Raw genomic sequence first — 26,509 nt, 5'->3', positions numbered from 1 at the left:
CGGCGATGAAGGGATGGACCCTGTCCGCCCCACCCAATGGCGGCCCCCCAACATCCAACGGCGAACGGGCCGCCTCCGTTGCTGGCTTTCCTCACCCGCGTTGGATAGGCTTGGCGCGTGCCCGCGCCGTTTCAGTCCGCCAAGTCCCTGCTCAGGGACAAACGCGTCGAGTCGTTTCAGCTCGAGTTCAAGGCCGGCTGGGGCGAGCACACCAAGCCCGCCATCATCAAGACGATCTGCGCGTTCGCCAACGATCTTCTCAATTACAACGGCGGCTACGTAATCCTGGGAGTCGAGGACGACGCTGGCAGCGCCACCTGGCCGCCCAAAGGACTCCCAGTGGACGAGCTCGAGCAGGTGAGCAAGGAGCTGCTCGGGCAGGTCAAGACATGGATCAAGCCAGAGTACGTGCCGCGAGTCTACCCCGATGAGGTGGAGGGGCGCCACGTCCTCGTCGTCCACTGTCCGACCGGATACAACCGCCCGTATACCGCGCCAGAGCGGCTGGAGAAGAAGAGTCCGCGCTTCGCTTGGGTGCGTGTGAATGCGGAAACCAAGAAGCCCCTTGGTGAGCTGGAGCGCCAGCTCGCCGAAGTCGTCGTACGGACCCCGTTCGATGCACAACCTCGCTACGAGCTGACGGCCGACGACCTCGACCGCGACGTTGTCGAGCACTTCCTTCGACAAGCCAACAGCGGTCTCGCTGGCGACGCATATTCGCTCGAGGACAAGCTTCGGGGAATGGATCTCCTTCGGCGAGTCAATGGCCACGACTCACCGCTCAACGCCGCCGTGCTCTTCTTCGCCAGCGATCCGCAGAAGTACTTCCCGGGCGCCCGAATCGAGATCGTACAAGAGGAAGAGCCAGGTGCAGACGAGGCCCGAAGGCATACGATCGTAGGCCGACCGCAGCATTTGATCCGCGAGGCGCTCAATTGGCTCGAGACGCACAACAGCACGCTCGAGAAGAAACATGACGATCGCGCCGAGGCGGACCGCAATCGGGCTTGGCCCTTCGCCGCAATCGAAGAGGTGCTCGTCAACGCGGTACACCATCGTGGCTATGATCCCGCGAATCGCGACCCAATCGAGATCTTCATCCACCCCGATCAGATGATGGTATTCAGCTACCCTGGCCCCATGCCGGGAATCAAGCTCGAACAACTCCAGCGCGGCGAATTCCAGCGTGTGCCGGCCCGGAATCGGCATGTAGGGCAGTTGCTCAAGGAGATCCGCCTCGCCGAGGCCCGCAGCAGCGGACTCAACAAGATTCGTCAGGCAATGGAAAAAGCGGGTAACCCACCACCTTTGTTCGAGTTCGATGACGACTGCACCTTCTTCAAGGTCACATTGCCGATCCATCCCGCTCACCTTCCTCGCGCACGGGCGTTGCCGTTGCGGGTGGGCGTACCGGCGCTCGCTGGCGAGCTCGTTGGCCGAGAGGTGCTCATCGACGAGGTGAATCGGATGCTCGCACGACGCAGCGTGTGCCTGCTTGGTCCACGAGGGCGCGGAGTGACCTCGCTGCTCGGCGGCCTCGAAGCAGCGACCGACGGGGACCAGCGACACTACCTGGACATGAGCCGCCTCAACCGGGCGCAACTCGAGGGTCACGTCGCAGACTTGCTCGAGCGACGAGTCGAGGGTGAGCGACTCGTGCTGCTGCTCGATCACATCGAGGACGACGACGAGCCGTCGGTCTGGAAGCTGCTCGAGAACGTCGACGTTCGTGTCGTCGCTGCGCCGCTCAATCTCGTAGCGGACGATCACTCTTGGTGGTGGGATCGCTTCGACTCCATCGTCGTCCCGCCGCTGTCGTCGGACGATGCTCGCTCGCTTGCTTCCCGCTTGTTGGCTGGGCAGGGCCACCCCCGTAGCGATGCTCTGGAGCTGGCCATCGAGCAGTCTTCCGCAGGAATTCCTCGTCTCATTCATCTGCTCGTCGATCGCATTCACGTCGACCCGACCCTGGCCGAACCGGGACGGATCCCCGAGCTCCTTCGCGAGCTGATCGCACAGCGTGGGGATCCCAGCGGGCTCCGGAGGCGCATCGACGCGCTCCAGGTCCATCGTTTCGACGGCTTGGAGCGCCGTGCCCTCGATGGGGCGGCCGATGCACCCGCGGGAGGGCTGTCACCCGACGATCTCGGTGCTGCGCTCATCGATGACGTGGTGACGTCCACCCTGGCTCACCGCGCCATACAGTCGCTGCTCGACCAGGGCTGGTTGGTCAAGCGTGACCGCCGGATCTCGCTCGAGCACCCCGTGCTTGCAGAGCATTGGAAAGCGGCGCGGCTGCGTGAGCAACTCATTTCTGGAGCGGACGACATCCCCTTCTGATCAGCCCTGTCGTTGTTCACGATCAAGGCCCACCCCGAGACCACCTGTGGCCATCTCCAGCTTCCGACGAGGAGGTGCGCGAGATGACCTACCGGGAGGTCCAGATGTGGGAGATCCTCAACGTCCTGCGGCCGGGCGTATCGTCCGACGAGGCCGGCTCGATCGAGGCCGCATCGCGAGGCGATCACCAAGTTGCTCGAGGGCGACATGGCTAGGTTCGTCATTCCCGGGCGCAGGCTCAGTAGAGCTCTCTACCGAACACCCAGTCTTCCAAGACGCTGCAGAGGAACGGAGGCACGATCTCGCAGTAGCCATCGATGCAGCGACCACGGCAATCGTAGAGCACCGTGCACGGCTCACCATCCGGGGTGAACTCTGCACAGACTCCGGGCACGTCCTCGCTTACGTCATACTCTCCTTCGGGAGGTCGACAGTAGCTGCCCTCCTCGCATTCGAACGCTACGGTGCAAGTCTGACCGTCAGGGATCGGCGTAGGAGGCATGTATGGAATGCAGGTCCGAGTGTTCCGGCTGTCGCACTGCAATCCCTCGTCACAGCGCCCGAGCCACCCGGTGGGAACGGAGGATTGCGTGTCGGAACAGATCTCTCCCGCACCGAGGATGGGGTGGTAGGGATCGCGACAGACGCCCTCGACACAACGCAGCCCGGGCAGGCAGTCGGTCATCAAGGGCAGGTAGTCGAATGTCTCGCACGACTCGCCTGCAACCGCGCCCCTGCCATAGACCGGACACATCGTTCCCCAGCCGGCAGGCACGCCACAGGTCGCGAACTCGTCGATGCCGTCGAGCAGCTGCTGCAGACAGTCTTCGTCGAGCTCGAACCCGTGTGCGATGGCCTTGCGCTCGTTCTCGGCGACCTCTCGCTCGATCCATGCCTCGCAGTCGGGGATGAGTTGCTCCTCCGTGCAACCGCACTCGGTCTGGATCGAGCACAGGTGTAGCGCAATCTGCCGGCCAACGTCGCTCTGTAACCGAGCACGATCGCTGCACGAGAGGCCCGCGACGAGACCGAGTAGCACGGCGAGCGAAGGAGCAATCACGCGCGACATGGCTAGGTTCGTCATCCCCGGGCGCAGGCTCAGTAGAACTCTCTGGCCGCCACCCACTCTTCCAGAAGTTCGCAGAGAAACGGCGGCGAGATCTCGCAGTAGCCATCCACACAGCGACCACTGCACTCGTAGAGCACCATGCAAGGCTCACCATCCGGGGTGAACTCTCTACAGATTCCAGGCACCTCCTCGCTCACGTCGTACTCTCCTTCGGGAGGTCGACAGTAGCTGCCCTCCTCGCATTCGAACGCTACGGTGCAAGTCTGACCGTCAGGGATCCGCGGAGAGGGCGGCGACTGTGGAACGCAGGTCCGGGTGTTCCGGCTATCGCACATCAATCCCTCGGCGCAGCGCCCGAGCCATCCAGTAGGGATGGAGGATTGCGTATCGGAACAGATCTCCCCCTCGCCGAGGATGGGATGGTCGGGATCGCGACAGACGCCCTCGACGCAACGCAGCCCCGGGAGGCAGTCGGTCATCAAGGGCAGGTAGTCGAACATCTCGCACGTCTCACCTGCAGCGGCGTTCCGGCCATAGACCGGACACCTCAGCTCCCAGCCCCAGGGCGAATGCACGCCACAGGTCGCGAGTGCATCGATGCCGTCGAGCAACAGGTGCAGGCAGTCCTCGTCGAGCTCGAGCCCGTGCGCGATCGCCTTGCGCTCGGTCTCGGCGATTTCGTGCTCGACCCATGCCTCGCAGTCGGGGATGAGATGCTCCTCGGCACAGCCGCATTCGGTCTGGATCGAGCACAGTTGTAGCGCAATTTGTTGACCGACGTCGCTGTGCAACTGAGTGCGGTCGCTGCACGCGAGACTCGCGACGAGGCCGAGCAGCACGGCAAGCGAAGGGGCGATCGGGCGCGACATGGCTAGGTTCCTGGGTACCTGACGTCGATCCAGGTGGCGGACACCCCTCGAGATCGATGAACGTCCTCGGCCCGCAGGATCACCGCATGCCGACCGACGGGAAGCTCGACCTCGACCTCTTCCCCAGTCCAGTTACCCACTCCGGGGATCGTCCAGTGGTGCTCGATGGGGTCCATGTCGGCATCGAACGTCATTGCCGTCAGGCTGACTTGGTTCCAAGTTTGGCCGGATTCGTGGAGGATCTCGGTTCGTGGCTGCGTATTGGAGAGCTCGGCGTATAGCGACAACGCGGCGAGCACGGTTCCGTCCTCCGAGACGGTCGTGAGTCCCGTCATCGCCAGGGCGCGGTTCGTGACATCCACTTGCCCCGTGGCGCCCTCGCGGTTGCTCGCCATGGCGAAGACCTCGCGCCCGTCCCACGTGTAGCGCACCGCGAAGGGCAAGGCCCCCTGGGGGATGTCGAAATGCCCCTCCGCCGACATTGGAATCAGCTCGGAATTCTGCGTGAGGTGAAGGCTCACGACAAGCCCGGACTCCGGCTCCATCAGCCGGACGGAGAGCCGGTCGAACCGAAGACACTGCGTGTCGGGCGCCCCCGCGCAGGGGAACAGCGTGTACGATACGCCACCATCGACGACCTTGGTCTCGTAGGAGGCTTCTCGATCGAAGGCAATGCCTTGACTCGCCAGGGTCCACTGTCCGAAGTTGTTGGTGGGCTTTACCCAGTAGCGCTCGGTCGCATAGGGTCCGCAAGCGCCAGGTCGCTCGGGAGGAACCTCGGGGTCTCCGGCGTCGGAGCCCGTCGCTCCGGTCGAGTCCGCTCCATCACCCCCGCTCGTGGCAGCGACAGAGGTCGACGATGTCACCGCGGCACCGCCCTGCGCATCGAGGCAATAGCTCACCACATCCTCCACTTCGGCGAGGGCGCCGTGAGCACCCGGAACGCCATCGAGACCATCGAGGTAGCGGAACAGACCATCGGGACGAACCGGATCCGCCGCGACGGCTTCGCAGGCCGTCCTCATGGAGTACTCCACATCATCACCGGCAAGAAGGTCGATGGTCTGAATCTGCAGGGCCCTCAGGTCCACGCAGTCCTGGAAGGCGAACCCACAACCCGCACCGGCTGTCGGATCACAAGTCCCAAGCTCGTTGCCCGCGGAGACGTGCTCGTCTCTCGCCCGCTCACAGAGATCGTAGATGCACATCCCCTCGCACGCTCGATCTGCTGCTTCCTTCTTTGCACAGACCTCGCAGCAGACCGGCGATCCCGGCACTCCGAAGCCCTCCTCCACGACGGGGTCCATCTCGAGCAGAGTCGGATTCCAGTTCAGATAGGTATACTCCTCCACGAAGCACTGGATCTCCGAGGCCGAAGCATCCACGGCGTAGGGCACGGCATCGTCGCAGCGGTCGTGTGAGCCCACGTCGACGGTGATCGGTGGAAGCGGCTCGCCGCAGCCCAGTGCGACCGCGGCAATGATGCCGCTGGTACAGAGGAGGGATCGACTCGTCCGGAGGAAGCGGTCGCGATCGCGACGCTGGGGGTTGGGAAGGAGGAGGGAGGCGCGCAAGGGACACCTTGGAGACGGCAAGGCGGAACGACGGCCCGAGCGGCCACGGGTTGAGGTCGAGGTGGACGAATGCTGGTTGCGATGCACATCCTTTCTCATCGGCCACCGAGGTGAATCGTTGCACGGATTTTTGCAGAATGGCGAACGGGCACGCGACACCGTCGGAGAACCCGCGCAGGGGACCGACATGGGGCGGGAGGTGGGACGAGGTCGCGCAACCGATCGAGACCACCCGACCGCTCAGCACTCCACGCAGTCGCAGGCTTCGCCGCAGTCCAGCGTGGGCGTGGCCGGGTCATCATCACAGTCGGCCGTACAGGCCCCCATGCCGCAATTGACGTCGACCCCGGTGCACGGCCCATCGGGCCCGTTGCACTCGATCGAGCACGAGCCCGCCCCGCAGTTGATCTCGACGTCGCCGCAGGCGTCGTTGCCATCGAGACAGTGCACGTCGCACGAGTAGTCGGGCGGGCAGTTGATCGTGGCGCCATCGCAGGCGTCGACCCCTTCGCAGGTCACCGAGCAATCGAGATCGGGCGGGCAGTCGATCGCCCCACCGCACTGATCGGGCATGTTGCAGACGACGATGCACGTGTCGTTCTCGCAGCTCGTGCAGATGTCGGGGCACGGCCCGCCCGGTGGAATGGGAACGGCGGGGCACATGACACCGGCGGTGGTGGAGTCGGTGCCGGTCGCCGTCGTGGTGCTCGTGGCCGATGCGTCGCCCGCGGTGGTGTCGGCCTCGGTGGTGCCGACCGTGGTGCCGACCGAGCTCGAGCCCTCCGCCGAGCCGCTGCCGGCCGCGGTCATCGTGCTGGTCTGGGATCCAGTGGCCAGGCTGGTGCTGCCGTCGACCGCAGCCCCGCTCGAGTCCGAGCCGCTGCCATCGCCGTCGGTGGACGACGACGAGTTGCCGCAGCCGAGGGTCAGCGCGAGGAATGAGGACACCACGACGAAACAGGGGATCGTTCGAGCACGCATGGAAGAAGCCACCTTGGATCTCGATGATATCCGAGCCCCTCGGGCTTGGCTCGCACACCCGACCGAGCCTGCGACCAGCCCCACGCGCCGACCTATCGCCGACGGCGACGGCGAAACGCGAGCAACCCCAGCAAGGAGGCCACGGAGAGCGATGACGGCGCGGCCGTACATCCGCAGCCCGCGCCGCTCGGCTGCTGCCCCGGGGGCGGCAGGCCCGTGCTCACGCCCGTGACGACGCCCGTGCCCGCGGTGCCATCGTCGTCTGCCGTCGAGATGCCCGAGTCCCCCTCCGACGCGGCCGTGTCGTCGGCAGGCCCAGGACCACCGCTGGTGTCCAGACCGCCACCCGTGGTGGGCTCCGGACCCCCGCTCGTATCGTCGCCGCCACCGCCCGGATCGGCATCGTAGACCCGCACGTCCCGATACACCGCTCCCCCGAGCGCAGGATCGACCTGGTACTCGCCGTCATTGGGGATCCGCAGCGATTCGAAGGCGAGGTCTCCTCCGGCGATCTCGTTGTAGTCGACGACCTCGAGCAGTACGTCGTCTCGATAGAATTCCACCAGGCCCGCCCCGTCCAGCCGCACCGCGAGCGTGTGACTGTCGGCAGGTGCCCATGGCAGCGGCTCGGCCCAGCTCCCCACCTCGAGCGCATCGTACTCGAGGCCCAGCTCGACCTTGAGCCGCCCCTCGTAGCCGGGGAACACGTCGCCCGCGATCTTGAGCAGCATGAAGTAGTCGACGTTGCCATCGGTGAACGAGCCATCGGGGCCGGTGAACAGCTCGACCAGATCGTGCTCGCCCACCCCGGAGGTGAGCACGCCCGAGACCACGACCTCCACACAGCCCTCGCGCAGCGGCGACGGCAGGTTCCACACGATCGAGCCCGGGGGATCGCCAGGCGTGAACCCAGACCCGTCGATCGTGCCACCCTGCTGCACCCCGACCGTCGAGCCGGCGAGCGGATCGTCGAGCACCAGCTCGCCGCAGTTGGCAGGCGTGGCCCGGGCCGTCACAGGAGCGAAGCTCCCCGTCACGACCACGATCAAGGACGCGAGCACGACGAGACGACCCGACATGACGAGAATCGTACTGCGACCGCACGGGCCGTCGCGGGCTCTCTTCACTTTGCGTGGAGCCACCGTTCGGCGCCCGTTTGCAGCAGATCGCAGATGTTTCGTGCGCGATTGGTTGCAGCAGCAAGTATTTTTTGCGAAACATTTCAGACTCATGGCTCTCGCGGCACACGCCGCTCGAGTCGCGGCACCGGCCGGTGCCCGACTGCGGGCTCGGCGCTGGACCGATCGTCGCGGGCTCGTGGCGGCATGTCTCCTGCTCGGAGGACCGCTTGGTCCCTTGCTCGCATGGCCCCACGTGGCCACGGCCGCTCCGAGCACGCCGGCATTCGACGATCCCGAGCCCGTGGTCTCCCACGACGGCATCGTCCAGCTGTCGTGGTCGGGCCCGCCGGGCGACTACGAGGTCCGCCTCGACGAGCGCGTGTTCTACCGCGGTCGCCTGCCTTCCGCGCACCTGTCGGGCCTGCGCGAGGGCGACTACACGGTCTCGATCCGTGCCCGCGACGACGGCGGCTGGTCGCCGTGGTCACCCGCCAAGCACATCACCGTGCGCCACCACTCGCTCCCGCTGGTGTTCTCGCTGATGGCCCTGGGCCTGCTCACCTTCGGCGGCACCGCGGTCGTGGTGCTGCGTTCGTCTCGGAGGTCGGCATGAGCGACCGCGCCGGCCTGCTGCTCGGCCCCGAGCTGGGGTGGATGATCCTCGGCGCCTTCTCGGTGCTGTGGGTCGCGCTGGGCCTCTTTTGGGGTCGCCGTGCCCGCTCGCTCGATGGCTTCATGGTGGCCGGCCGCAACGTGGGCCTGGCGCTGGGCACCGCCACCGCCATGGCCACGTGGGTCACCTCCAACACCACCATGCTCGCGCCGCAGATCGCCCTCGAGCTGGGGGTCTGGGGCATGCTGGCCTACTCGACCGCCTCGCTGGGCCTGTTGCTGTTCGCCCCGCTGGCCACGCGGATCCGCCGGCTCATGCCCAATGGCTACACCAGCGCCGAGTTCATCGAGCGCCGCTACGGTCGGACCGCATGGGCGATCTTCGTGGTGCTCTCGCTGTTCTATGCGCTCACGTGGCTGGTGAGCATGGGCATGGCGGGCGGCCTGCTCATCGAGGCCCTCACCGGCATCGACTATCGCCTGGGCATGACCGTGGTGCTGGTCGTGTGCGTGGCCTACACCGTGGGCGGGGGCCTCTATGCCGTGATCGGCACCGACTTCATCCAGAGCATCATCGTGCTGGTGGGGCTGCTGACGGTGGGCGTGCTCGTGCTCTCGGAGGTCTCGGTCTCGCAGGTGCACGCAACGGTGGTGGAGGAGCGCCCCATGCTGATGCACGTGCTGTTCCCCGCCGCGCTCCTGGCCCTGTTCAACAACTTGCTATTCGGCCTGGGCGAGGTATTCCATAGCAACGTGTGGTGGAGTCGCGCATTCGCAATGCGCGAGGGCGTGGGCGGTCGTGCCTACGCGCTCGCGGGCCTGTTTTGGTGGCCGGTGCCGGTGGTGGCGGGCTTCTTGGGCCTGGCCGCTCCTGCGCTGGGCATCGGGGTGGCGCGCCCCGACATGGTGGCGCCCATCGTGGCCGGCAACCTGCTGGGCGAGGTGGGCGCGATCCTGGTGTTCGTGGTGGTGTTCGCCTCGATCGCCTCGAGCGTCGACTCGCTGCTGGCCGCCACCAGCGACCTGCTCACCAAGGAGCTGGTGCAGCGCTTCGTGCTCAGGCAAGCCGACGCCGACACGCTGCGCAAGGTGGCCGGCTGGGTGGTCGTGGGCACGGGCGCGCTGGCGTGGCTGTTGTGCCTGCCCATGGTGGGCACGCTGGCCACCGTGCTGTTCTTTGCGGGGCCCATGGTGGCCAGCATGATCTGGCCGATCGTGGCGGGCCTCTACTGGCCGCGCGCCACTGCCACCGGCGCCGTCGCGGGCATGGTGAGCGGCACCGCGGTGGGCCTGCTAGTCTACGTGACCGTGGGCTGGTACGTCGCGTCGCTGGCCGGCGCCCTGGTCTCGGCGCTGGTGGTGATCGTCACCACCCTCACCTCTCGTACCGAGTTCGCGTTCGAGCGACTCGCGGCACCCGTCACCGACCGCTGACGAAGAAGAAAGGACTCCGCGATGTTCCCCTCCTGGTTCCTCACCGTGGCCGTGCTCGGCGGGCTGGTGCTCGTGGCTGGCGCGGCCGTCACCCTGGCGAGCCTGTGGCTCGTCGATCTCCGCAACAGGAGGCTGTGGTGACTGCCTCGGCCCATCCCGCTCGACGGACCAATTCGCGGGGTCGCCAGCTCGACCCCCAGGGCTTGATCGATCACTACCCGCAGCCGCTGGAGCTCTCGCGCCTGCGCGACCTGTGCGGCGCGTCGGTCGTCGGCCACCGCGATCTCCCGCGGCGCACCGTGATCGAGCTGTGCCGCCTGGGCGCGTGCATGGAGACCTCCGACGTGGCCTCGCACCACCCGCTCGACGGCAAGCTGGTGATCACCGCGTTCTTCGAGGCCAGCACCCGCACGCGGCTGTCGTTCGAGAGCGCGGTGGCCCGCCTCGACGGCAAGCTGCTCAGCGTGCCCGACGGCAAGGTCACCGGGGTGGCCAAGGGCGAGTCGCTGCAAGACATCGGCGAGATGTTCAACAGCTACGGCGACCTGGTGGTGATGCGCCACCCCCAGACCGAGTCGGTGGAGCAGCTCCAGACCGGCCTCGACCTGCCCCTGGTCAACGCGGGCAACGGCTCGGGCGAGCATCCCACCCAGGCGCTGGTGGACTGGTTCGCACTGCTCAAGTGGCGCCCGAGCCTGGCCGAGGAGGCACCCGCGCCCGATCAGCGCATCCACCTCGGGGTGGTGGGCACCCCGGGCAGCATGCGAGCGGTCAAGAGCTTCGTGTTCATGGCGCTGTCGTTCGCGCCGGCCATCTCGCACCTCACCGTGGTCTCGGAGCTCGCCGATCCGTTTGGGGCCGACCTTCACGACGCGATCGAGCGCACGTCGATCCCGGTCACCGTCACCAACGACATCGGCGAGGTGCTGCCGCGGCTCGACGTGATCTACATGAACTCGATTGCGCTGCTCGGCGACAGCTACAAGCAGCTCGACTCGCGCTACCGACTCACCACCGAGTCGGCGCTGCACCCCGACGCCGTGATCATGCATCCCCTGGCCCGCCGCGACGAGCTCGACGTGAGCCTCGACGACTCGCGCCACAACCTCTATTTTGCTCAGGCGGCCGGCGCCGTCTACGTGCGGCAGGCCCTGCTGGTCTGCATGCTCGACCGCGTGGACCGGCTCCCGTTCTTCGCCTGACCTCCCCGACGAAGACCCGACCATGTGTGGCATCACCGGCTTCTGGCGCCCCGGCGCCGCCTCCGACAGCGACCGTGCGCACCTGCGCGCGATGATGACGACGCTCGTGCACCGCGGCCCCGATGGCGACGGCATGCACCTCGATCCCGGGCGCGGCCTGGCCATGGGGCACACCCGCCTGGCCATCATCGACCTCGAGCACGGCGACCAGCCCCTGCGATCGGCCGACGGCAACCTCGTGCTCACCGTCAACGGCGAGCTCTACGACTACAAGCTGCACCGCACGCGCCTTCACTGCGACGGGGCACGCTTCTCGACCAAGACCGACGCCGAGATCGCGCTTCACTTCCATGCGCGGCACGGGCTCGACTTCGTGCACCGGCTGCGGGGCGAGTTCGCGCTGGTGTTGTTCGACGCCGAGCGCGAGCGCCTGGTGCTGGTGCGAGATCGCTTCGGCATCAAGCCGCTCTACTGGTCGCTGCGCCAGGGACCCGACGGCGACGCGCTCTACTGGGGCTCGGAGGTCAAGGCACTCCTGGCCCACCCCGAGATCCCCGCGCGGCTCGACTCACGCGCGGTGCTGCACCAGCTGATGCAGGTGATGGTGCCCGGCACCACCGCGTTCGAGGGCGTGCATGCGCTGCGGCCGGGCCACATGATGGTCGCGCAGCGCGTGGGCGATCGCCTCGAGCTGTCGGTGAGCCGCTACTGGGACGCCGAGTTCCCGCTCGCCAACGAGCACGAGTCCGATCCCGATCCCGGCCCGTGGATCGAGGGCGTGCGCGAGCGCTTGATCGACGCGGTGCGGGTGCGCCTGGAGGCCGACGTGCCGGTGGGCTGCTACCTCTCGGGCGGCATCGACAGCTGCTCGACCCTCGGCCTGGCCACCGCGATGCAGCAGAGCCACGTCAAGGCGTTCACCATCGCATTCGAGGACGACGCCTACGACGAGTCGAGCATCGCCGCCGAGATGGCCAAGCGCGCGCAGGCCGACCAGGTGGTGATGCCGCTGGGGGTTCGGGAGCTCTACGGGCGGTACTACGAGCGCACCGCGTGGCACGCCGAGCGCACGTTCTACAACACGCTGGGCGTGGCCAAGTGGCACATGAGCCGCACCGTGCACGAGCATGGCTACAAGGTGGTGATCACCGGCGAGGGCTCCGACGAGCTGTTTGGTGGCTACCCGTTCTTCAAGCGCGACGTGCTGCTGCACTGCGGCTCGCCGGCCGAGCGCGAGGCGCTGATGCAGCGGCTGCAGCAGAGCAACGCCCTGTTTGCGGGCGCGATCCTGGCCGACCGCAGCCACGAGCACCCGGCCATGAACGATCTGCTGGGCTTCACCCCCTCGTGGATCCAGCCGTGGATCGCCACCCTCGAGCGCGTGCGCCCGCTCTTGGCCCCTGCGCTGCGAGAAGAGCTCGAGGGCTACGATCCCATCGAGGCGATCGCAAGCACCCTCGACCCCGCCTCGCTGCGAGATCGCCACCCGCTCGACAAGGCGCAGTACACCTGGATCCAGACCATGCTCGAGGGGCAGATCCTCACCTGGGGAGGCGACCGCGTGGACATGGCCAACTCCATGGAGTCGCGGCCGCCGTTCCTCGATCACCTGCTGGCCGAATTCGCGTTCCGCGTGCCACCGGCCCTGCGCATTCGCACCTCCGACGGGAGCCTGCGCGAGAAGTGGGTGCTGCGCGAGGCGATGCGCGAGGTGCTGCCCCGGGTGCTGTACGAGCGCGAGAAGTTCGCGTTCATGGCTCCGCCGGCCACGGTGCGACCGGAGGAGTGGGCGCAGGTGCGGCCGCTGGTCGACGAGCACCTGTCGACCGAGGCGGTCGAGGCCTCGGGGCTGTTCGATCCCGCGGCCGTGGCCGGCTTGGTCGACGAGCTGCACCGCGGCCCCGACCCGAGCCGACGCAGCCGCGCCGTCAACGACGACATCGTGTTGAACCACCTCTTGGGACTGCAATCGTTGCACCGCAGCTTCGTTCGGGGTGGCGGGCGCCCGGAGCTGTGAGTTCCTCTCTTCGAGCGCGCGCTCGGTGAGCTCGGCCCGCGATTTCCGCGGATCAAGCGATTTCTGAGATTCCGCTCGCCGGTGTCCAAACGCAGATTCACCTCACGCCGCGGGTCCTCGCGCGGCTTCGCCCTAGCGGGACGAAGATCGGCGTCGACCTTCCCTTGCTCGATCCCAGGTGCCTCCGCTAGCCTGCGGGCACAGGAAATTTCTCGACTACCGGGCCTAACAAGAGCCTAGACGGAGCATTACGGTCATGGATACGGACAACAGGGTACAGAACTTGCTCTTCTTGCTTTCGGCGGCGCCGATCGGGTTGGGCTGCGTCATCGTCAGCGACGACACCGACACGGAAGCGGGCACCACCGCCACCTCGAGCCCCACCAGCACCACCGCTGACACCGAGACGCCGACCACGGGCGGCGCGACCGAGGTGGCGACCTCGGAGATGACCTCGGGCAGCACCGCGAGCATGGACACCACCGAGGGGCCGGAGGACACCACCGCCGGCGAGGAGTCCACCAGTGGTGGCGGATCGGCGGGCTGCGAGGCCTACGCCGACCTCGTGGCCGAGTGCTACATGGACCCGGCCGCCGGTGAGGCGACGCTCAACTACTGCATCGAGCAGACGGCCTACTACGAGGCATACGGAGCGGAGTGCTTGGCGGCGTTCGAGGACTTCACCGCTTGCCTTTCCGCGCTCACCTGCGACGAGCTCACGGGCGCCGATCCGGTGTGCGAGGCCGAGTTCGAGGCGCTCAACACCACCTGCTTCCCCGAGTAGCGGCAGCGTCCGCGGCGTTTCGCCGCGGCTCGTCGGCATGCAGCCGGCCACCAGCGGCCGCGTCGATCGTTCGACGCGGCCGCTGTACCATTGGAGCCTCGATGATCTTCGTTTCCGGCACCAAGCGCAGCGGCACCTCGATGTGGATGCAGGTCTTCCAGGCGGCGGGGCTCCCGATCCTGGGCAAGGCGTTCCCGCGCAACTGGGGCACCGGCCATCTGCGCGACGCCAACCCCGACGGCTTCTACGAGACCCTGCTGCGCGGCGGCGTGTACTACCGCACCAACCCGCACCCGCAGACCGGCAAGTACTTCTTGCCTGAGCACGTGGTGGGCTACGCGGTGAAGGTGTTCGTGCCCGGGGTGATCCGCTCCGAGCGCGCGTACATCGAGTACCTGGTGGCCAACATCCGCGAGTGGCGGGAGTACGAGGCCTCGATCGAGCGGCTCTACGCGATGGAGGCCAAGTCCCGCGAGGAGCAGCGCGCCAAGGGGGTCGAGGTCGAGGAGCCCTTCAACTTCCCGCCGGCCTACGAGTGGTGGATGGAGAACTTCGCGCTCGTCCGCGACATCTCGCTGCGCAAGTACCCGGCGCTGCTGCAGACCTACGACCAGGTGCTCGAGGATCCCGAGCGCACGATCGGCAAGGTGCTGCGGACCATCGGCCACGGCGACGTGGAGGCCGGAGTGGCCGCGGTCAAGCCCGAGAACCGCACCCAGACGCGCCCCGAGAGCAGCAGCATGGAGGCCAAGCTCGCGCAGGTGTTCGATGATCTCTACGCGGCGATCTACGAGGGCAAGGGGATCGGCAATGCGCTGCTCAAGACGCTGAACGACACGAATATTGCGCTGCTGCCCGAGCTGACCAAGCTGCAGACGGAGGTGGCGAGGTCGCAGATGAAGCGACAGGCGAAGTCGGGGGGGAAGGGCAGGCCGATCGAGATCACGGGGCTGCCGGAGGTGTAGGCGGGGGCATTGGCTCAACACTGCCAATCGACGCTCGATCGGTCCAACGAGAATTCCTTGCCCTTGTTATCCTTGCAGACCCGTCGGTAGTCCTGAACCGGAACCCACTGACCGTTGCTCAGCTGGGTCGCGATCGAGTCACTCGAGAACGGAATATACCGACCTAGCCAGCTCTCCGGGTTTGGTTCGGGAAACCAAAGTTTCTTGTGCGCAACCCTGGGGCAATTACACCGCGTCAAAGGCCGACTGTTGAGGCCGATGAAATCCCCATCGGATCCAAAGATCACCCCGCCGGAGGAATTGACGGCCGCGTACATGTCGTGTTTGGAGCACACGTCGCCGCTCGCGTCGAGATCGACCCTCCCCTGGGACACGACACCTGGGATGCCGAGAGGGCTGGCAACCATGTACGACGTCTCGCGACCAGCGGATGAGTCACGCGACCGAGGACGCACGGGCTCCACCCCCAGTTCCTCATCGAGCTTGAGGAACACGAAGTCCTCGATGCACGGGTTGCGAGGGGCACGGACACTCGAGGGGCCCATCACGGCCTTGACTGAGCGCCACTCTCGAGTATCACCGCGCTGCCAGTCGGCCGACTGAATGCGAACGTCGGAGAGATGTTCGAAGTAGCACGCGCAGTGCTTTGCCGTGAGAACCACATCTCGAGCAACCAACACACCAGAACACAGTGCGAATGACGGTTGATTGGTCCAACGTTGCAGGCTCCCCTCGAGACTCCATGAGCACTTCCCCTCCATGCACGCTTTGCTTCCACGGTGCTTCACCTTTTCCCCCAATGCAGGAGGAGGGGTCGCGTTCGTGTAACCACGGTGGACGAGGATGACCGAGGCCGAGAGGTTGTGCTCGAGATCGGGGAGGCGAAGGACCTCGGGGTCGTCACCCAGGAGATCCGACGCCAACTCGATCATGGGATCGGCCGTCTTGGAGCAGTCGTACTCGGCAGCTGGGAAGCCGTTGGGCCCGCCCGACATCCCCCATCCGCAAGCCGCTGCGGCGGCAATGACGGACAATCGCGTCGCTAGTTGGAACGGCATGACGTCCACTACTTGCGCTTGACGGTGACCTTGAGAGGAATCCCCGGCTGCGTCGCCTCGATCTCCCAGCTGAAGCTGGGCTCACCGGTTGACGGAACGGTGAACGCATAGGTCGTGGTCGTGCCGGCAACGGAGATGCTTACATATGCGGAACTCTGCGGTGCAAGTACGAGGGTGAAGCCCGTATATACCCGTTCGATCACCAGGAAGACCTGGTTCGTGCTGCTGTCGGCGAAGAACACCGCGCCCGTCACATCGGTCAAACTGGACGCATCGTGGTCGAATTGGGGCAACGGGCTCCCCATGCTACCCACGTTCCTGAGGTGGAGGGTCGCCGTGCGCATGTTGTTGATCGTGGTCGTGGGAGCATCGCAGCTCTCATCGATTTCGCGGCAGTCACCAATGAGTAGAACTTCGTTGGACATGGGGCCTCGTTCGTTCGTTCGTTCGTCGTTGAATGGTTGCGGTCGGCTCCGCACTGGAGCCTCCGCCATTGATGGTGATCGAGGCACGGAGAACCGTTACCGGATTTCTGCCGCGCCCATCATCTCCGCCCGCACCGCCTCCGCCCACCCGTCGAGGTCCCCCCCGGTGTTCTCCGCCACCTCGGCCTCGGCGACCTTCCCCAGCGCCTCGCGCAGAAGCTCCTTGCCCCGCCGGATCCGGCTGCGCGCCGTGTCCTCCGGGATCCCGAGCGCCTGCCCGATTTCCGGCCCGGTCAGCTTCTCCCAGAAGTACAGCTCGAGCACCACCTGGAACTTGAGCGGGATCCTCCGCAGCGCGAGCAAGAGCGCCCGCTGCTCGCGCTTGTCGTCGAGCATCGTGCTGAGCCCCGCCCCCAGGTCCACCACGGAGTGCTCGTCGACGTCGTCTTCGGCGCGCGCCCGGCTGCGAGCCCGATAGTGCTCGCGCAGCACGTTGTGGGCGATCGCAAACAGGAACGTCCGAAAGCTCGAGCGCCCCTCGAAGCGCTCCTTGGCGGCCACGCAGCGCAGGAACGTGCGCTGCACCAACTCGGTGGCCTCGTCGTCGACCTTGTTGACGAAGAAGCGACGCACGGGCTCGAAGTGCCGCTGGAAGAGCACGTTGCCGGCCCGGCGATCCCCGTCACGCCAGGCCTCGAGGAGGGATTCGTCGTCGTTCATCCTTGAACGAGCGCCATGATGGCACGAAACTGATGCGGTCGGATGGTTGACGACGTTTCGATCCTTCAGGTGCGTGGTACTCGCGGTGACGGTTCGGGCACCGAGTCGCACTACCACGCTCTCCACGCCTTCTCGATGCGATGACCGAACCCGAGGACTCGATCTCCGTGCCCGCTCCGCGGTCACAGGATCTTCCGGCCCTGGCCATGCGCGCACAGGTCGGCGCCGCGCTGTTCGGTGATGATGCAGCACCGCTGAAGATCGGCCGCTACGAGGTGCTCGAGACACTCGGGATGGGCGGGATGGGCGTGGTGTACGCAGCATGGGACGAGTCGCTCGGACGCCGCGTGGCGCTCAAGCTGCTGCCCGGCAAACACGTGGGCTCGACCCGCGAGCGAGCGCGGCTGGCCCGTGAGGCCCAGGCGCTGGCCAAGCTCTCGCACCCCAACGTCGTGCACGTATACGAGGTGGGTGAGCACGAGCATGGAGTGTTCGTGGCGATGGAGCTGGTCGAAGGGGTCTCGCTGCGAGAATGGCAGCTACGGGCCACTCGAACTCCCGAGGAGCTGGTGGAGGTGTATCTCCAGGCCGGACGCGGGCTGGCGGCGGCGCATCGGGCCGGGCTCGTCCATCGCGACTTCAAGCCGGCGAACGTGCTGGTGGGCAACGACGGGCGGGTGCGGGTGGTCGACTTCGGTCTCGCCCAGGGGCCGGGGCTCGCGGCCGCCACCACCAGCGGCACGGGGCGCACGCTCTCGGTACCGCCGCAGTCGCCCGTGACCCGTACGGGAGCCCTGGCCGGCACGCCTGCCTACATGGCGCCCGAGCAGATCGCAGGGCACGAGGCCGATGCCCGAGCGGATCAATTCAGCTTCTGCGTGGCGCTCTACGAGGCGCTGGCGGGATGTCGACCGTTCGGAGTCGGTGCGCTGCGGCTGGCGTCGGAGCCCGGGGTTCCGCCTCGCCCGACCAGGGGCGCGCGCCGGATACCGCTGCTGCTGGACCGCGCTCTGCGACGGGGGCTCGCGATCGAACCCTCGCGGCGGTTCCTGGACATGGATGCGCTGCTGCGCGCGATCGAGGCACGAGCGATCTGGCGACGCCGGGCGTGGAGCCTGGGCGGACCGATTGCGCTGGGCCTCTTCGCCGCGTGGCTGGGCAGTCAAGGGGCCTCGCCCGAGCCGTCCGTCACCGAGTCCGCGTGCGAGACACCCACCCACGGACCGGCGGTGGAGTGGAACGCCCGCAAGGCCGCGGTCGAGGCCGCGATCGTGGGCACGGGCAAGCCGTTCGCCGCCAAGGCCTGGGAGTCCGTGAACCGCAGGCTCGGCGCCCATGCTCGACAGTGGAGCGACGCCCACGTCCGGGCCTGCCGCGAGGATCACGAGCCCGAGCGCGCGCGTGCGATCACGCAGTGCCTCGACCGCGATGCGATTCGCTTTGCGGCGGTGCTCGCCGAGCTCGAGCGGACCGACGAGGTGACCATTGCCAACGTCGAGCCGGTGTTGGACTCGCTGGCGTCGGTCGAGTCGTGCTTGGACCCCATGATCAGCCGCGGGCCGGTGCTCGACTCGGAGACCTCGGGGGCGATGCTCGAGAGGCTCGAGCGCGCACGCACGCTGGCCACGGCAGGGCGGGACCGCGAAGCCGATGCGGAGCTCGTGACGCTGCTCGGCCCGTCCCTCCAGACCACCAGCGGCTCGCTACGAGCCGAGATTCAGCTCCTACACGGACGGGTCCTCACCCGACTCGAGCGGTACGACGCCGCCTGGGAGGTGCTCACACAGGCCCAGGCGGCGGCGAGCAAGGACGAGCACGAGGTGCAGGCAATCCTGGCCCAGGTCGACCTCGCCGATCAGCTCGAGCGAGCGCAGTCGGCCGAAGACCTCGCGCGCCAGGCTTCCGCATTGATCGAGGCGTTGGATCGACCTCCGGGGCTGCTCGCCGACCTCCTCGATGCGCAGGGTCGGCTGCGCGTCTATGAGGATCCAACGGCGGCGGTGACTCTGCACCAACGAGCCCTGCACGAGCGCACCAAGATCTCGACCCACGACGATGCGCGCGAGGTCGTCGACACCAAGCTTCTGCTCGCCAATGCGCTGGCCGTGGGCCAGCAAGCGTCGCAGGCACGCGCTCGATACCAGGAGGTGCTCGCGAGCCGCGAGCGAATCCTCGGCAAGGATCACCCCGAGTACGCGGCCGTGCTGTTCAATCTGGGCCTGCTGGCCATCGACACCGGCGAACTCGAGGAGGCCCGCGGGTGGCTCGAGGAGGCGCTACGGCTCGAGCGGGCCGCGTTCGGCCCCGACTCCACCCGGACCGCCCGCTCGGAGGTGATGCTCGCCGACACGCTGTGGAAGCTGCAAGACTCGGAGCGCGCGCTGGCGCTGGCCCGGCACGCCTGGGACGTTCAGCGGGCCAAGCTCCCGAGTCGCCACACCGACCGGATCGCCGCGCTGCGGGCCCTGGCGACCATCGAGCTCGACCTGGGCCATCATGCCGAGTCGCTGGCGCGGCACCGCCTGCTCGCAGAAGAAGCCGGGACCGATGGTGCTCCCGACGTGCTGCACAACATCGGGTGGCTACAGTGCCAGGTGGGGGAGTGCGCGGCGAGTCGGCCGTTCGTGGACCGAGCGCAGCAGCAACTCGCGGAGATCCTGTTCGAAGCGCCCGACGACGACATGGTGCGGCTCGAGCTGTACGTCCTTCATACCTCGGCCCTGGTGGCGATCGCGGAGGGCGAGGTGAAGCGCGGGCGGGCGTTGCTGGCCGATGTGATCGAGCGCGCAGCGGAGCTCGAGGGGACCGAGGAGTTGGTGCAAGAAGCCAGCGCCGAGCTCGCGAGCATCCGACCCCATCGCTGAACGGGGTCCGGCCATCTCGCCTCGAGAATTTCATGACGGATCTTCATCCCGGCGTCACAACCATGGAGGGTAGGCCAAGTAGACCAACTACCCGAAGCAAGGAAGTACGCAGCATGGGAATCGCAAACTCATATGGACGTGTCCTCCGGCGTGAGCTGAAGCAACACCCGGCATGGCTGCCGGTGACGAACACCTTCGCGCTTGGCGACTTTGGCGTCGTCAGCAACGGGCTCTTCACCCGCATGGGCAACATCTCCGCGCTCGGCGTCGAGTGGAGCGAGAAAACGGGGGCTCCAAGCAAGCTCGACTACCACTCGACATCGGTGGTGACCGCCCGATTCGAAGGCGGAGCCACGGTGGACGTCTTCAGCGACAGCACGACCGTCGATGCCAAGCTGGTTTTCTCATTCAGCCACAACAGGACCTTCGTGCTCAGGGCGGCCAAGATCTCCTCGCTGGAAATCGATGACATCCTTGCGGTGGCCGCGAAGCTACATCAGCACGCGAGCTGGCGACGGCGATTCCGGTTCGTGACGCGGCTGTACTCCGCCCAGAACCCGCTGTTCCTCGCGAGCCGCGAAGCGGACACCACGGTGACGATCTCCGGCAAGGCGGCGGTGCTCAAGAAGGTGGATCTCGGAGATTTCGACGCCAGCATCAACTTCGCGGTCAATCGCCAACTGGCGATCGAGGTCGCGGGCGAGTCCGGCGTCATCGCGCTCGGCTTGGCCCGCGTGAAGGTAACGGGCATGGCCGCAGAGGCTGGCACCGCGGCGTCGAACCCACAGATCGGCGTCGAAGAGGACGCGGATTGGGACGAAGATCCCGTGGATGACGTCTGAGGACGAGCCACGCGCGGGGAGCGGAGAGCGAGGTACCGCGATGAGATCGAACTACGCGCTCATTCACTTGACGGGGCTCGAGAAGCGCCGGTCGAGCCTCCTCGACTCCATCGCGTATGTGCGTGGCATGGAGAATCTCGCGCCACCGACTCTCGAGCTAGTCGAGCTCACACGAACCGAAGCCGACGACGCTCGTCGAGGCCAGGGGAGCGTCGTCGTCCCCTCGATGCCGCTCGTGCACGTGGGGCCCGAGCCCACCGCGAGCAATGACGCGATCGTGGACGATGACGGGACCCGGCGAGCTTGGGGCTTGGATGCGATCGGGGCCGGCGACTCCCAGTACGACGGGATGGGGGTGCGGATCGCCGTGCTGGACTCCGGTATCGAGCTCGATCACGCCGCGTTCGCGTGGCTCCGAGACGAGGGACGGATCTCCTGTCGCAACTTCACCGGTGGCTCCCCCGACGATGTCCGTGACCAGACCGGGCATGGCACGCACTGCGCGGGCACGATCTGCGGAGACGACGTGGATGGCGCCCGCATCGGAGTGGCTCGACGTCCCGGTCGCCTCCTCGTCGGCAAGGTCCTCGGCCCGGGCGGCGGCAGCACGGAGGTGGTCATCAAGGGCCTCTTGTGGGCCGTCATGGAGAAGAAGGCCGACATCGTCTCGATGTCGCTGGGGATCGACTTCCCCGGCCAGGTCACGAAACTAGTCGAGCAGTACAAGCTACCGTTGCCACAGGCAACCTCCATGGCGCTCGAGGACTACCGCCACGTACTCGATGGCTATCGCACGATCATGGAGTACCTTGGGGTGACCTCGGGAGCCCTGGTCGTTGCTGCCACGGGCAACGAATCCAACCGACCGCTCTACACGATCAACGTCTCGCCGCCCGCCGCCGTGGCGCGCGTGGTCTCCGTTGCCGCAATCGAGCGGCGTGCGTCGGGGCTCCACGTGGCGCCGTTCTCGAACACCCAGCCGATCGTCGCGGCCCCCGGAGCACACGTGCGCTCGGCGAAGATCGGTGGGGGACTGGTGAGCAAGAACGGAACCAGCATGGCCACGCCACATGTCGCGGGCGTTGCCGCGCTGTGGTGCCAGAAGCTACGAGAGCACCGAGACGTTCTCTTGCCGGGAGAGCTACGAGACGCGGTCGTCAGCACGGCCACGGTCGCATCGTTGCATGACAGCTCACGCTCGTCACGTGACGTTGGCCGCGGCCTCGTTCGATCACCATGAACGTCAACCCGAGACCGTCATGACCACGAACTCCGAAGTTGTCAATCCCCGTACGGTACGAATGAGCACACTTGCATTCATTGAGACTGTGCTCGTCTCGGCCGTCGTAGTCTGGAACCAAAGTGGCTGTAGCCCGAACAAGACGCTCGATGAGCGTCAGACGCAACTCGACGCGGTGAATGACGACCTCCCGCCGGCTCCTCCGGAGGCAAGGCCCGATGCTCCTTCGGGGGCGAATGACACGGCGGCTCACGAGCCATCGAAGGGTGCGTGTGGCCGCGAGCATCCCATGTTTCTCGAGGGCTACGAGGGCTCGCCCGGCGTCCGAGGACGGTTCTCGGCGGGAGAGAGCCTACACGAGGGCTGGATGTTGCTCGACACGGGGAACACGCTCACGAAGATCCGGGGGAACGCGGAAGGCACTGTCGACGTCGGATTCGAGCTCGCACCGGGTCTCGAGCGGAGGCTTCTCGCCGGGTACGATCCGTTCGTCGGGATCCGGGCGCCGGCCGGTGGACAGGCCGCTCTCATCGGCACGGACCTGCTTGGGGGTCTTGCGGTCAGGCTCGATTTCGACGAGGGCCAGGTACTGTTCGCGACCGACGAGCTTGCATGCTCGGACGAAGAGCTACGACGCATGGGCTATCATCGCTTTGACACCGATGGCTACTACCAACGTGATGCCAATTGGGCATCTGTGGGTAAGTATCTGGCTCCCAACGTGCCGACAATCGAAGTCGAGATCCTCGGCAAGACCGTTCGCATGCAGATCGATACGGGTTACTCGGGAGCCGCGTTGCACGTGCAGCTCAACAAACCACTCTTCGAGCTGATTCGCGACGAGCTGGGGCCCTCGATCGGCAAGATCGAGGTTGGAAGAGCGTCTCTGGAATCCTATGAGCTTCCGGCGGGCTCCCTGAAATTCCACGATGCTGACTCACGCGACGCCATCGCGATGCTCGGGGCGGCAACGGCGCTCGTGAAGGAGGGCGATGAGAGCATCGCCGCGTGGGACGTTCCCGCGGCCATGCTCTCGGTGGCGGCGCTCTCGAGCGCGTTTTCCTCGGTAGAGCTGCGAGCGGATCTCGAGGACGTATGGGTCATGCCCCGAGCAACACCTTGAGCACCCCCCGGCGGCTTGCGTGCTCGAACGCTCGCTCCCCCTCCACCAGCGGATAGCGAGCCTCGATCAGCGGACGCGGGTCCACGGCCCCCGAGGCCATGGCCTGCAGCGCCACGTCGAACGGACCGCAGCGCGAGCCCACGAGCTGGATCTCGTCGACCACCAGTGCGGCGGTGGGCAGCTCCACCGTGCCGTGCACGGTGCTCTTGAGCACCACCGTGCCGCGCGGTCGCACATGAGCGAACGCGAGCGCGAGGCCATCGCGAGAGCCAGTGGCCTCCACGACCACGTCGAACCGCTCACCACCCAGCTCCGCGGCGACCGAGGTGCGAACACCGGGACCCGCCACGAGCGCGAGCTTGCGGGGGTGCCGGCCCACGAGGGTGACGGGGATCTCGCGCGCGCGCAGGGCCATCACCACGAGCAACCCGAGCTTGCCATCGCCGATCACGGCCACGTGCATGGTGGGCTCGAGCGCGACCTGCTCGAAGATCCGAAATGCCGCGGCGAGCGGCTCGGTGAACACCGCCTGCTCGTCGGCGACCGACCCGGGCACCGCGTGGAGGTTGGCCGCGGGCAACACGAAGCGCTCGCCGAAGCAGCCCGGGTGGTCGAGGATCCCGAGCACCCGACGGGAGGCACAGTGACTGCGCAAGCCGGAGGCACAGCGCTCGCAGGTGCCACAGCCGAGGTTGATCTCACCGACGACACGCTTGCCCTGCCACTGCGGATCGTCGTCGCAGCGCACCACCTCACCCACGAATTCGTGGCCGAGCACGCCGCCAAAGCCCTTGTAACCGCGAGTGAGTTCGAGGTCGGTGCCGCAGATGCCTGCGAGCCGCAGGGCGACCACGGCGTGGCCCGAGCCGGGATTGGGCTCGGGAACGTCGCGCAGGGCGACGGCGCCGTCGAAGGTCAAGGCGAGCATCGGCCTAGGGTCGTGGAGGAGCGGGGATCTGCAAGCGTCGCAGACCGACCGTGCTCTCACGCAGGACGTCGAGCATCGACCATGTGGCCGCCGTGAATGGATGTGAACGATGGACGACGTCGCGGACGAGCTTGTCCCACGTGGAGATGACTTGGTCCCGGGTCTTGCGCCCAGTCACGCGCTCGACTTCGTGGTGGAACCGAGGCCACACGGTGTCGCGGTACCGGTGGTCGATCTCGTCGGCCAGATTCCCCAAGCCGAGGACCTTCTTCGTCCACGCCCCACGCGTGGTCAAGCCGCGAAGCTCCCACTTCCATAGAGACCGAGGGAGCGTACGATCGATGGGTAGCCAGCGCAGATGCTCCAGCGGGTCGACGTTGCAATCAGATGGATCGAGCAACAGTGGTCGCTCGACCGCGACCTGAAAGTGGACTGCGGGTAAGGACCGTGAAGCAGGACGCGAAGGTGCCGGCAACGGAACGGTTCCAGACTCCAGGGGAAAGTGACTACCCTTCCTCTTCGGCCCGTTGCACGTGGTGCAAGCAAAGAGAAGGTTGCTCCACGTCCATGTCAACCACCAGTATCGCTCGTGGTCCTTGACGAGGCGGCCCTTCACTCTACGCAACGCCAGCTTCTTTGGACGGAAGTGCTCGACCGGTTGACCATCGAAGCCGGGTGCACGTTCACAGTAAGCGCACTTGCGGTGCTGCCGGCCATGGAGAGCCTTCTTGACGACGTCATAGCCAACGAGGGCATTGCTCAGCTGCATCGACCCCGGACCAAACTGGTCGAACTTGGCGATGGCATTCTGCAAGTGCTCATCACGAATGACACGCAGCTCGGCGGGTTCGTCCCCGCGATCGATTCGGATCATGACGGTTCCCTTGCCACGGGACGCCTTGGGAGAGGAACGCCGTCCCTCTTCAGCGCACGCATCAGCTTCTTGAGTTCGGCTTCGTCCCCGTCGGATCGAAACGGATCGGTAGCGAGCTGGAGGAACCTTCGCAAGCGCTCTCCGTTGGGATTGAGCGTGAGCCGATCCAGGCCGAACCAAGTACGGTACACATCAGTTCCGGTCATCGCCCTCGGATCGGGAGCGCGAGGCTCGGCTACGACCTCGCTCGCAGGGGCAAGGTCGCCGGTCTCGGGGTCGTGCACGAAGCGCTCCACGTCGCCGGTCTCGGGATGCTGGTCGACCACGACGATCTCTTCGGGAGCAAGCGAGGCGAGCACGACGGGCGAATGCGTGGTCGCGACGAACTGCACCTTCGGAAAGGTGCGGCGCAAGGCCGTGATGAGCCCCGCCTGCCACGTCGGATGCAGATAGAGATCGATCTCGTCGATCAACACCAAGCCCTCGATGTCATGGGCTTCGACTGGATCCTCGGCCTCCCACATCACGTGGCCGATGAGGTCGGCGATCCACGCCAGCGTGCTCTGGTAGCCATGGGACAGCGCGACCGCGGGGAACTTGTGCATGCTCCGCCCCACCCGCAGCGCAAAGCGGTCCTTGTCGAAGAGCGTGCCCGACTTGGTGACGCCACCCTTGCCCTTGAGCTCGATTCCCACGATGTCGGGAACGAGGTCGTCGACCTGGATGAGGGTATCTCGGAGCGCCTTGGTGAAGCGCCGCGCCTTGGCTTCGGAGAGGTGGTCGAGGAAGCCCAAGGAGGTGAGCGCGGTGGTGTTGCGAAACAGTGGTTCGAGTCGCTCGATGGATGGTTGAACCAGCGGCGGCCGCGACTGCGGGTCGGGAAGGAACCGGCCCACACCATAGCCCGCAACGAACCATAGTGGCCGGTTGTCGGCCCGAGCATCATCGAGCGGATCGACGAACGCAGAGCCACGAGCCTTGTGCTGGGCCTCGAGCTCCCCCTCGACATTGGCATAGAAGGAGCGACCCGCCACGGTGCTCTGCTTGGGCCTCAGCGAGAGTGTCGAGCAAAGGCGCTCGTCGCTGCGAACGGAGCGACCGAGCATGGGGTGCAGGCTTGCTCCCAGTGACCCTCTCGGGGTGAACCGGAAGCTCGCCTCGATCTCCATGGGCCTGCGCGACCGTCGATCCACCAGGTGGCCCACGACTGGCTTCGCGAGCGCGTTGACCTGCCGCGAGCCCGCGACCGCGAGCGCAATGGCCTGCAGGATGCTGGTCTTGGCGGTTCCGTTGCGTCCGATGATCACCGTCCACATCCGCGGCTTGCCTTCGACCCCCGTGAAATCGAGGGAGAAGTCCCGCAGGAGCTTGAGGTGACGGACGTGGAGACGGTCGACGTACACGAGGTGGCCGGCCAGAGCATAACAGAAGGCTCGATGGCCGCCGCACCGGCTCGACCGCGGCGCC

The 26,509-nt window shown here is 66.6% G+C and carries 22 protein-coding genes; 11 read left to right on the top strand and 11 right to left on the bottom strand.

Features of this window, described 5'->3' with window-relative positions:
• The first annotated feature begins 117 nt into the window (after positions 1-117).
• Positions 118-2,340: an RNA-binding domain-containing protein gene (locus OEB96_RS09565; protein WP_266215210.1), complete on the top strand. Its 2,223-nt coding sequence runs from the start codon at positions 118-120 to the stop codon at positions 2,338-2,340.
• A 238-nt stretch (positions 2,341-2,578) separates the two neighbouring features.
• On the opposite strand, the gene OEB96_RS09560 is transcribed toward OEB96_RS09565, so the two are convergent.
• From OEB96_RS09560 to OEB96_RS09540, 5 genes are all read right to left on the bottom strand, one after another.
• Positions 2,579-3,409 (bottom strand): hypothetical protein, encoded by an 831-nt coding sequence (locus OEB96_RS09560; RefSeq protein WP_266215209.1) that lies wholly within the window; start codon positions 3,407-3,409, stop codon positions 2,579-2,581.
• Between the two features lie 29 nt (positions 3,410-3,438).
• Entirely contained in the window at positions 3,439-4,278 is an 840-nt protein-coding gene (locus OEB96_RS09555; RefSeq protein WP_266215208.1) for a hypothetical protein, read from the bottom strand.
• 2 nt (positions 4,279-4,280) lie between these two features.
• Positions 4,281-5,852 carry a hypothetical protein gene (locus OEB96_RS09550; protein ID WP_266215207.1) on the bottom strand — a complete coding sequence of 524 codons (1,572 nt, stop codon included), beginning with the start codon at positions 5,850-5,852 and terminating at the stop codon, positions 4,281-4,283.
• A gap of 240 nt (positions 5,853-6,092) precedes the next feature.
• Positions 6,093-6,803 (bottom strand): hypothetical protein, encoded by a 711-nt coding sequence (locus OEB96_RS09545; RefSeq protein WP_266215206.1) that lies wholly within the window; start codon positions 6,801-6,803, stop codon positions 6,093-6,095.
• Between the two features lie 122 nt (positions 6,804-6,925).
• Complete coding sequence (locus OEB96_RS09540) at positions 6,926-7,912, bottom strand: hypothetical protein (protein ID WP_266215205.1); 987 nt, start codon at positions 7,910-7,912, stop codon at positions 6,926-6,928.
• A 238-nt stretch (positions 7,913-8,150) separates the two neighbouring features.
• On the opposite strand from OEB96_RS09540, the gene OEB96_RS09535 reads away from it, so the two are divergent.
• From OEB96_RS09535 to OEB96_RS09510, 6 genes are all read left to right on the top strand, one after another.
• Positions 8,151-8,567, top strand: coding sequence for a fibronectin type III domain-containing protein (locus OEB96_RS09535; protein ID WP_266215204.1), 417 nt, complete (start codon positions 8,151-8,153; stop codon positions 8,565-8,567).
• A complete protein-coding gene (locus tag OEB96_RS09530) occupies positions 8,564-10,000 on the top strand; it encodes a sodium:solute symporter family transporter (RefSeq protein WP_266215203.1) in 1,437 nt (478 codons plus the stop codon). The genes OEB96_RS09535 and OEB96_RS09530 overlap by 4 nt, the downstream gene beginning before the upstream one ends.
• A gap of 137 nt (positions 10,001-10,137) precedes the next feature.
• A complete protein-coding gene (locus OEB96_RS09525; protein ID WP_266215202.1) occupies positions 10,138-11,202 on the top strand; it encodes an aspartate/ornithine carbamoyltransferase family protein in 1,065 nt (354 codons plus the stop codon).
• Positions 11,203-11,224: 22 nt separating this feature from the next.
• Positions 11,225-13,219, top strand: a complete 1,995-nt coding sequence (gene asnB, locus OEB96_RS09520; RefSeq protein ID WP_266215201.1) for an asparagine synthase (glutamine-hydrolyzing) — start codon at positions 11,225-11,227, stop codon at positions 13,217-13,219.
• Positions 13,220-13,475: 256 nt separating this feature from the next.
• A complete protein-coding gene (locus OEB96_RS09515; RefSeq protein WP_266215200.1) occupies positions 13,476-14,003 on the top strand; it encodes a hypothetical protein in 528 nt (175 codons plus the stop codon).
• Positions 14,004-14,104: 101 nt separating this feature from the next.
• On the top strand, positions 14,105-14,968 hold the full coding sequence (locus OEB96_RS09510) for a hypothetical protein (RefSeq protein WP_266215199.1): 864 nt from the start codon (positions 14,105-14,107) through the stop codon (positions 14,966-14,968).
• 14 nt (positions 14,969-14,982) lie between these two features.
• On the opposite strand, the gene OEB96_RS09505 is transcribed toward OEB96_RS09510, so the two are convergent.
• The 3 genes from OEB96_RS09505 to OEB96_RS09495 form a co-directional block, all read right to left on the bottom strand.
• Positions 14,983-16,026, bottom strand: coding sequence for a trypsin-like serine peptidase (locus OEB96_RS09505; protein ID WP_266215198.1), 1,044 nt, complete (start codon positions 16,024-16,026; stop codon positions 14,983-14,985).
• A gap of 8 nt (positions 16,027-16,034) precedes the next feature.
• On the bottom strand, positions 16,035-16,451 hold the full coding sequence (locus tag OEB96_RS09500) for a hypothetical protein (RefSeq protein ID WP_266215197.1): 417 nt from the start codon (positions 16,449-16,451) through the stop codon (positions 16,035-16,037).
• A 96-nt stretch (positions 16,452-16,547) separates the two neighbouring features.
• Positions 16,548-17,171: an RNA polymerase sigma factor gene (locus OEB96_RS09495; protein ID WP_266215196.1), complete on the bottom strand. Its 624-nt coding sequence runs from the start codon at positions 17,169-17,171 to the stop codon at positions 16,548-16,550.
• 140 nt (positions 17,172-17,311) lie between these two features.
• On the opposite strand from OEB96_RS09495, the gene OEB96_RS09490 reads away from it, so the two are divergent.
• From OEB96_RS09490 to OEB96_RS09475, 4 genes are all read left to right on the top strand, one after another.
• Entirely contained in the window at positions 17,312-20,035 is a 2,724-nt protein-coding gene (locus tag OEB96_RS09490) for a serine/threonine-protein kinase (protein WP_266215195.1), read from the top strand.
• Between the two features lie 182 nt (positions 20,036-20,217).
• Positions 20,218-20,877: a hypothetical protein gene (locus OEB96_RS09485; RefSeq protein WP_266215194.1), complete on the top strand. Its 660-nt coding sequence runs from the start codon at positions 20,218-20,220 to the stop codon at positions 20,875-20,877.
• Positions 20,878-21,103: 226 nt separating this feature from the next.
• Positions 21,104-22,117, top strand: coding sequence for a S8 family serine peptidase (locus OEB96_RS09480; protein WP_266215193.1), 1,014 nt, complete (start codon positions 21,104-21,106; stop codon positions 22,115-22,117).
• Between the two features lie 19 nt (positions 22,118-22,136).
• A complete protein-coding gene (locus tag OEB96_RS09475) occupies positions 22,137-23,240 on the top strand; it encodes a hypothetical protein (protein ID WP_266215192.1) in 1,104 nt (367 codons plus the stop codon).
• Here OEB96_RS09475 and OEB96_RS09470 read toward each other — a convergent pair.
• Genes OEB96_RS09470 through OEB96_RS09460 form a run of 3 tightly spaced genes read right to left on the bottom strand, consistent with a single transcriptional unit; the run spans position 23,218 to position 26,445 of the window.
• Entirely contained in the window at positions 23,218-24,168 is a 951-nt protein-coding gene (locus OEB96_RS09470) for an MDR/zinc-dependent alcohol dehydrogenase-like family protein (protein WP_266215191.1), read from the bottom strand. The two genes, OEB96_RS09475 and OEB96_RS09470, sit on opposite strands and share 23 nt — an antisense overlap.
• Positions 24,169-24,172: 4 nt before the next feature.
• Complete coding sequence (locus OEB96_RS09465; RefSeq protein ID WP_266215190.1) at positions 24,173-25,042, bottom strand: HNH endonuclease family protein; 870 nt, start codon at positions 25,040-25,042, stop codon at positions 24,173-24,175.
• The gene (locus OEB96_RS09460; protein WP_266215189.1) at positions 25,039-26,445 is read right to left on the bottom strand and encodes an AAA family ATPase; all 1,407 of its coding nucleotides are present in this window, start codon (positions 26,443-26,445) and stop codon (positions 25,039-25,041) included. The genes OEB96_RS09465 and OEB96_RS09460 overlap by 4 nt, the downstream gene beginning before the upstream one ends.
• Between the last annotated feature and the right edge of the window lie 64 nt (positions 26,446-26,509).

It is taken from the genome of Paraliomyxa miuraensis (genome assembly GCF_026337845.1).
In the GTDB taxonomy this organism is placed as follows: Bacteria; Myxococcota_A; Polyangia; order Nannocystales; family Nannocystaceae; genus Paraliomyxa; species Paraliomyxa miuraensis.
Note: the sequence above shows the minus strand (reverse complement) of the source record. Positions and strands in the feature narration are given on the sequence as shown.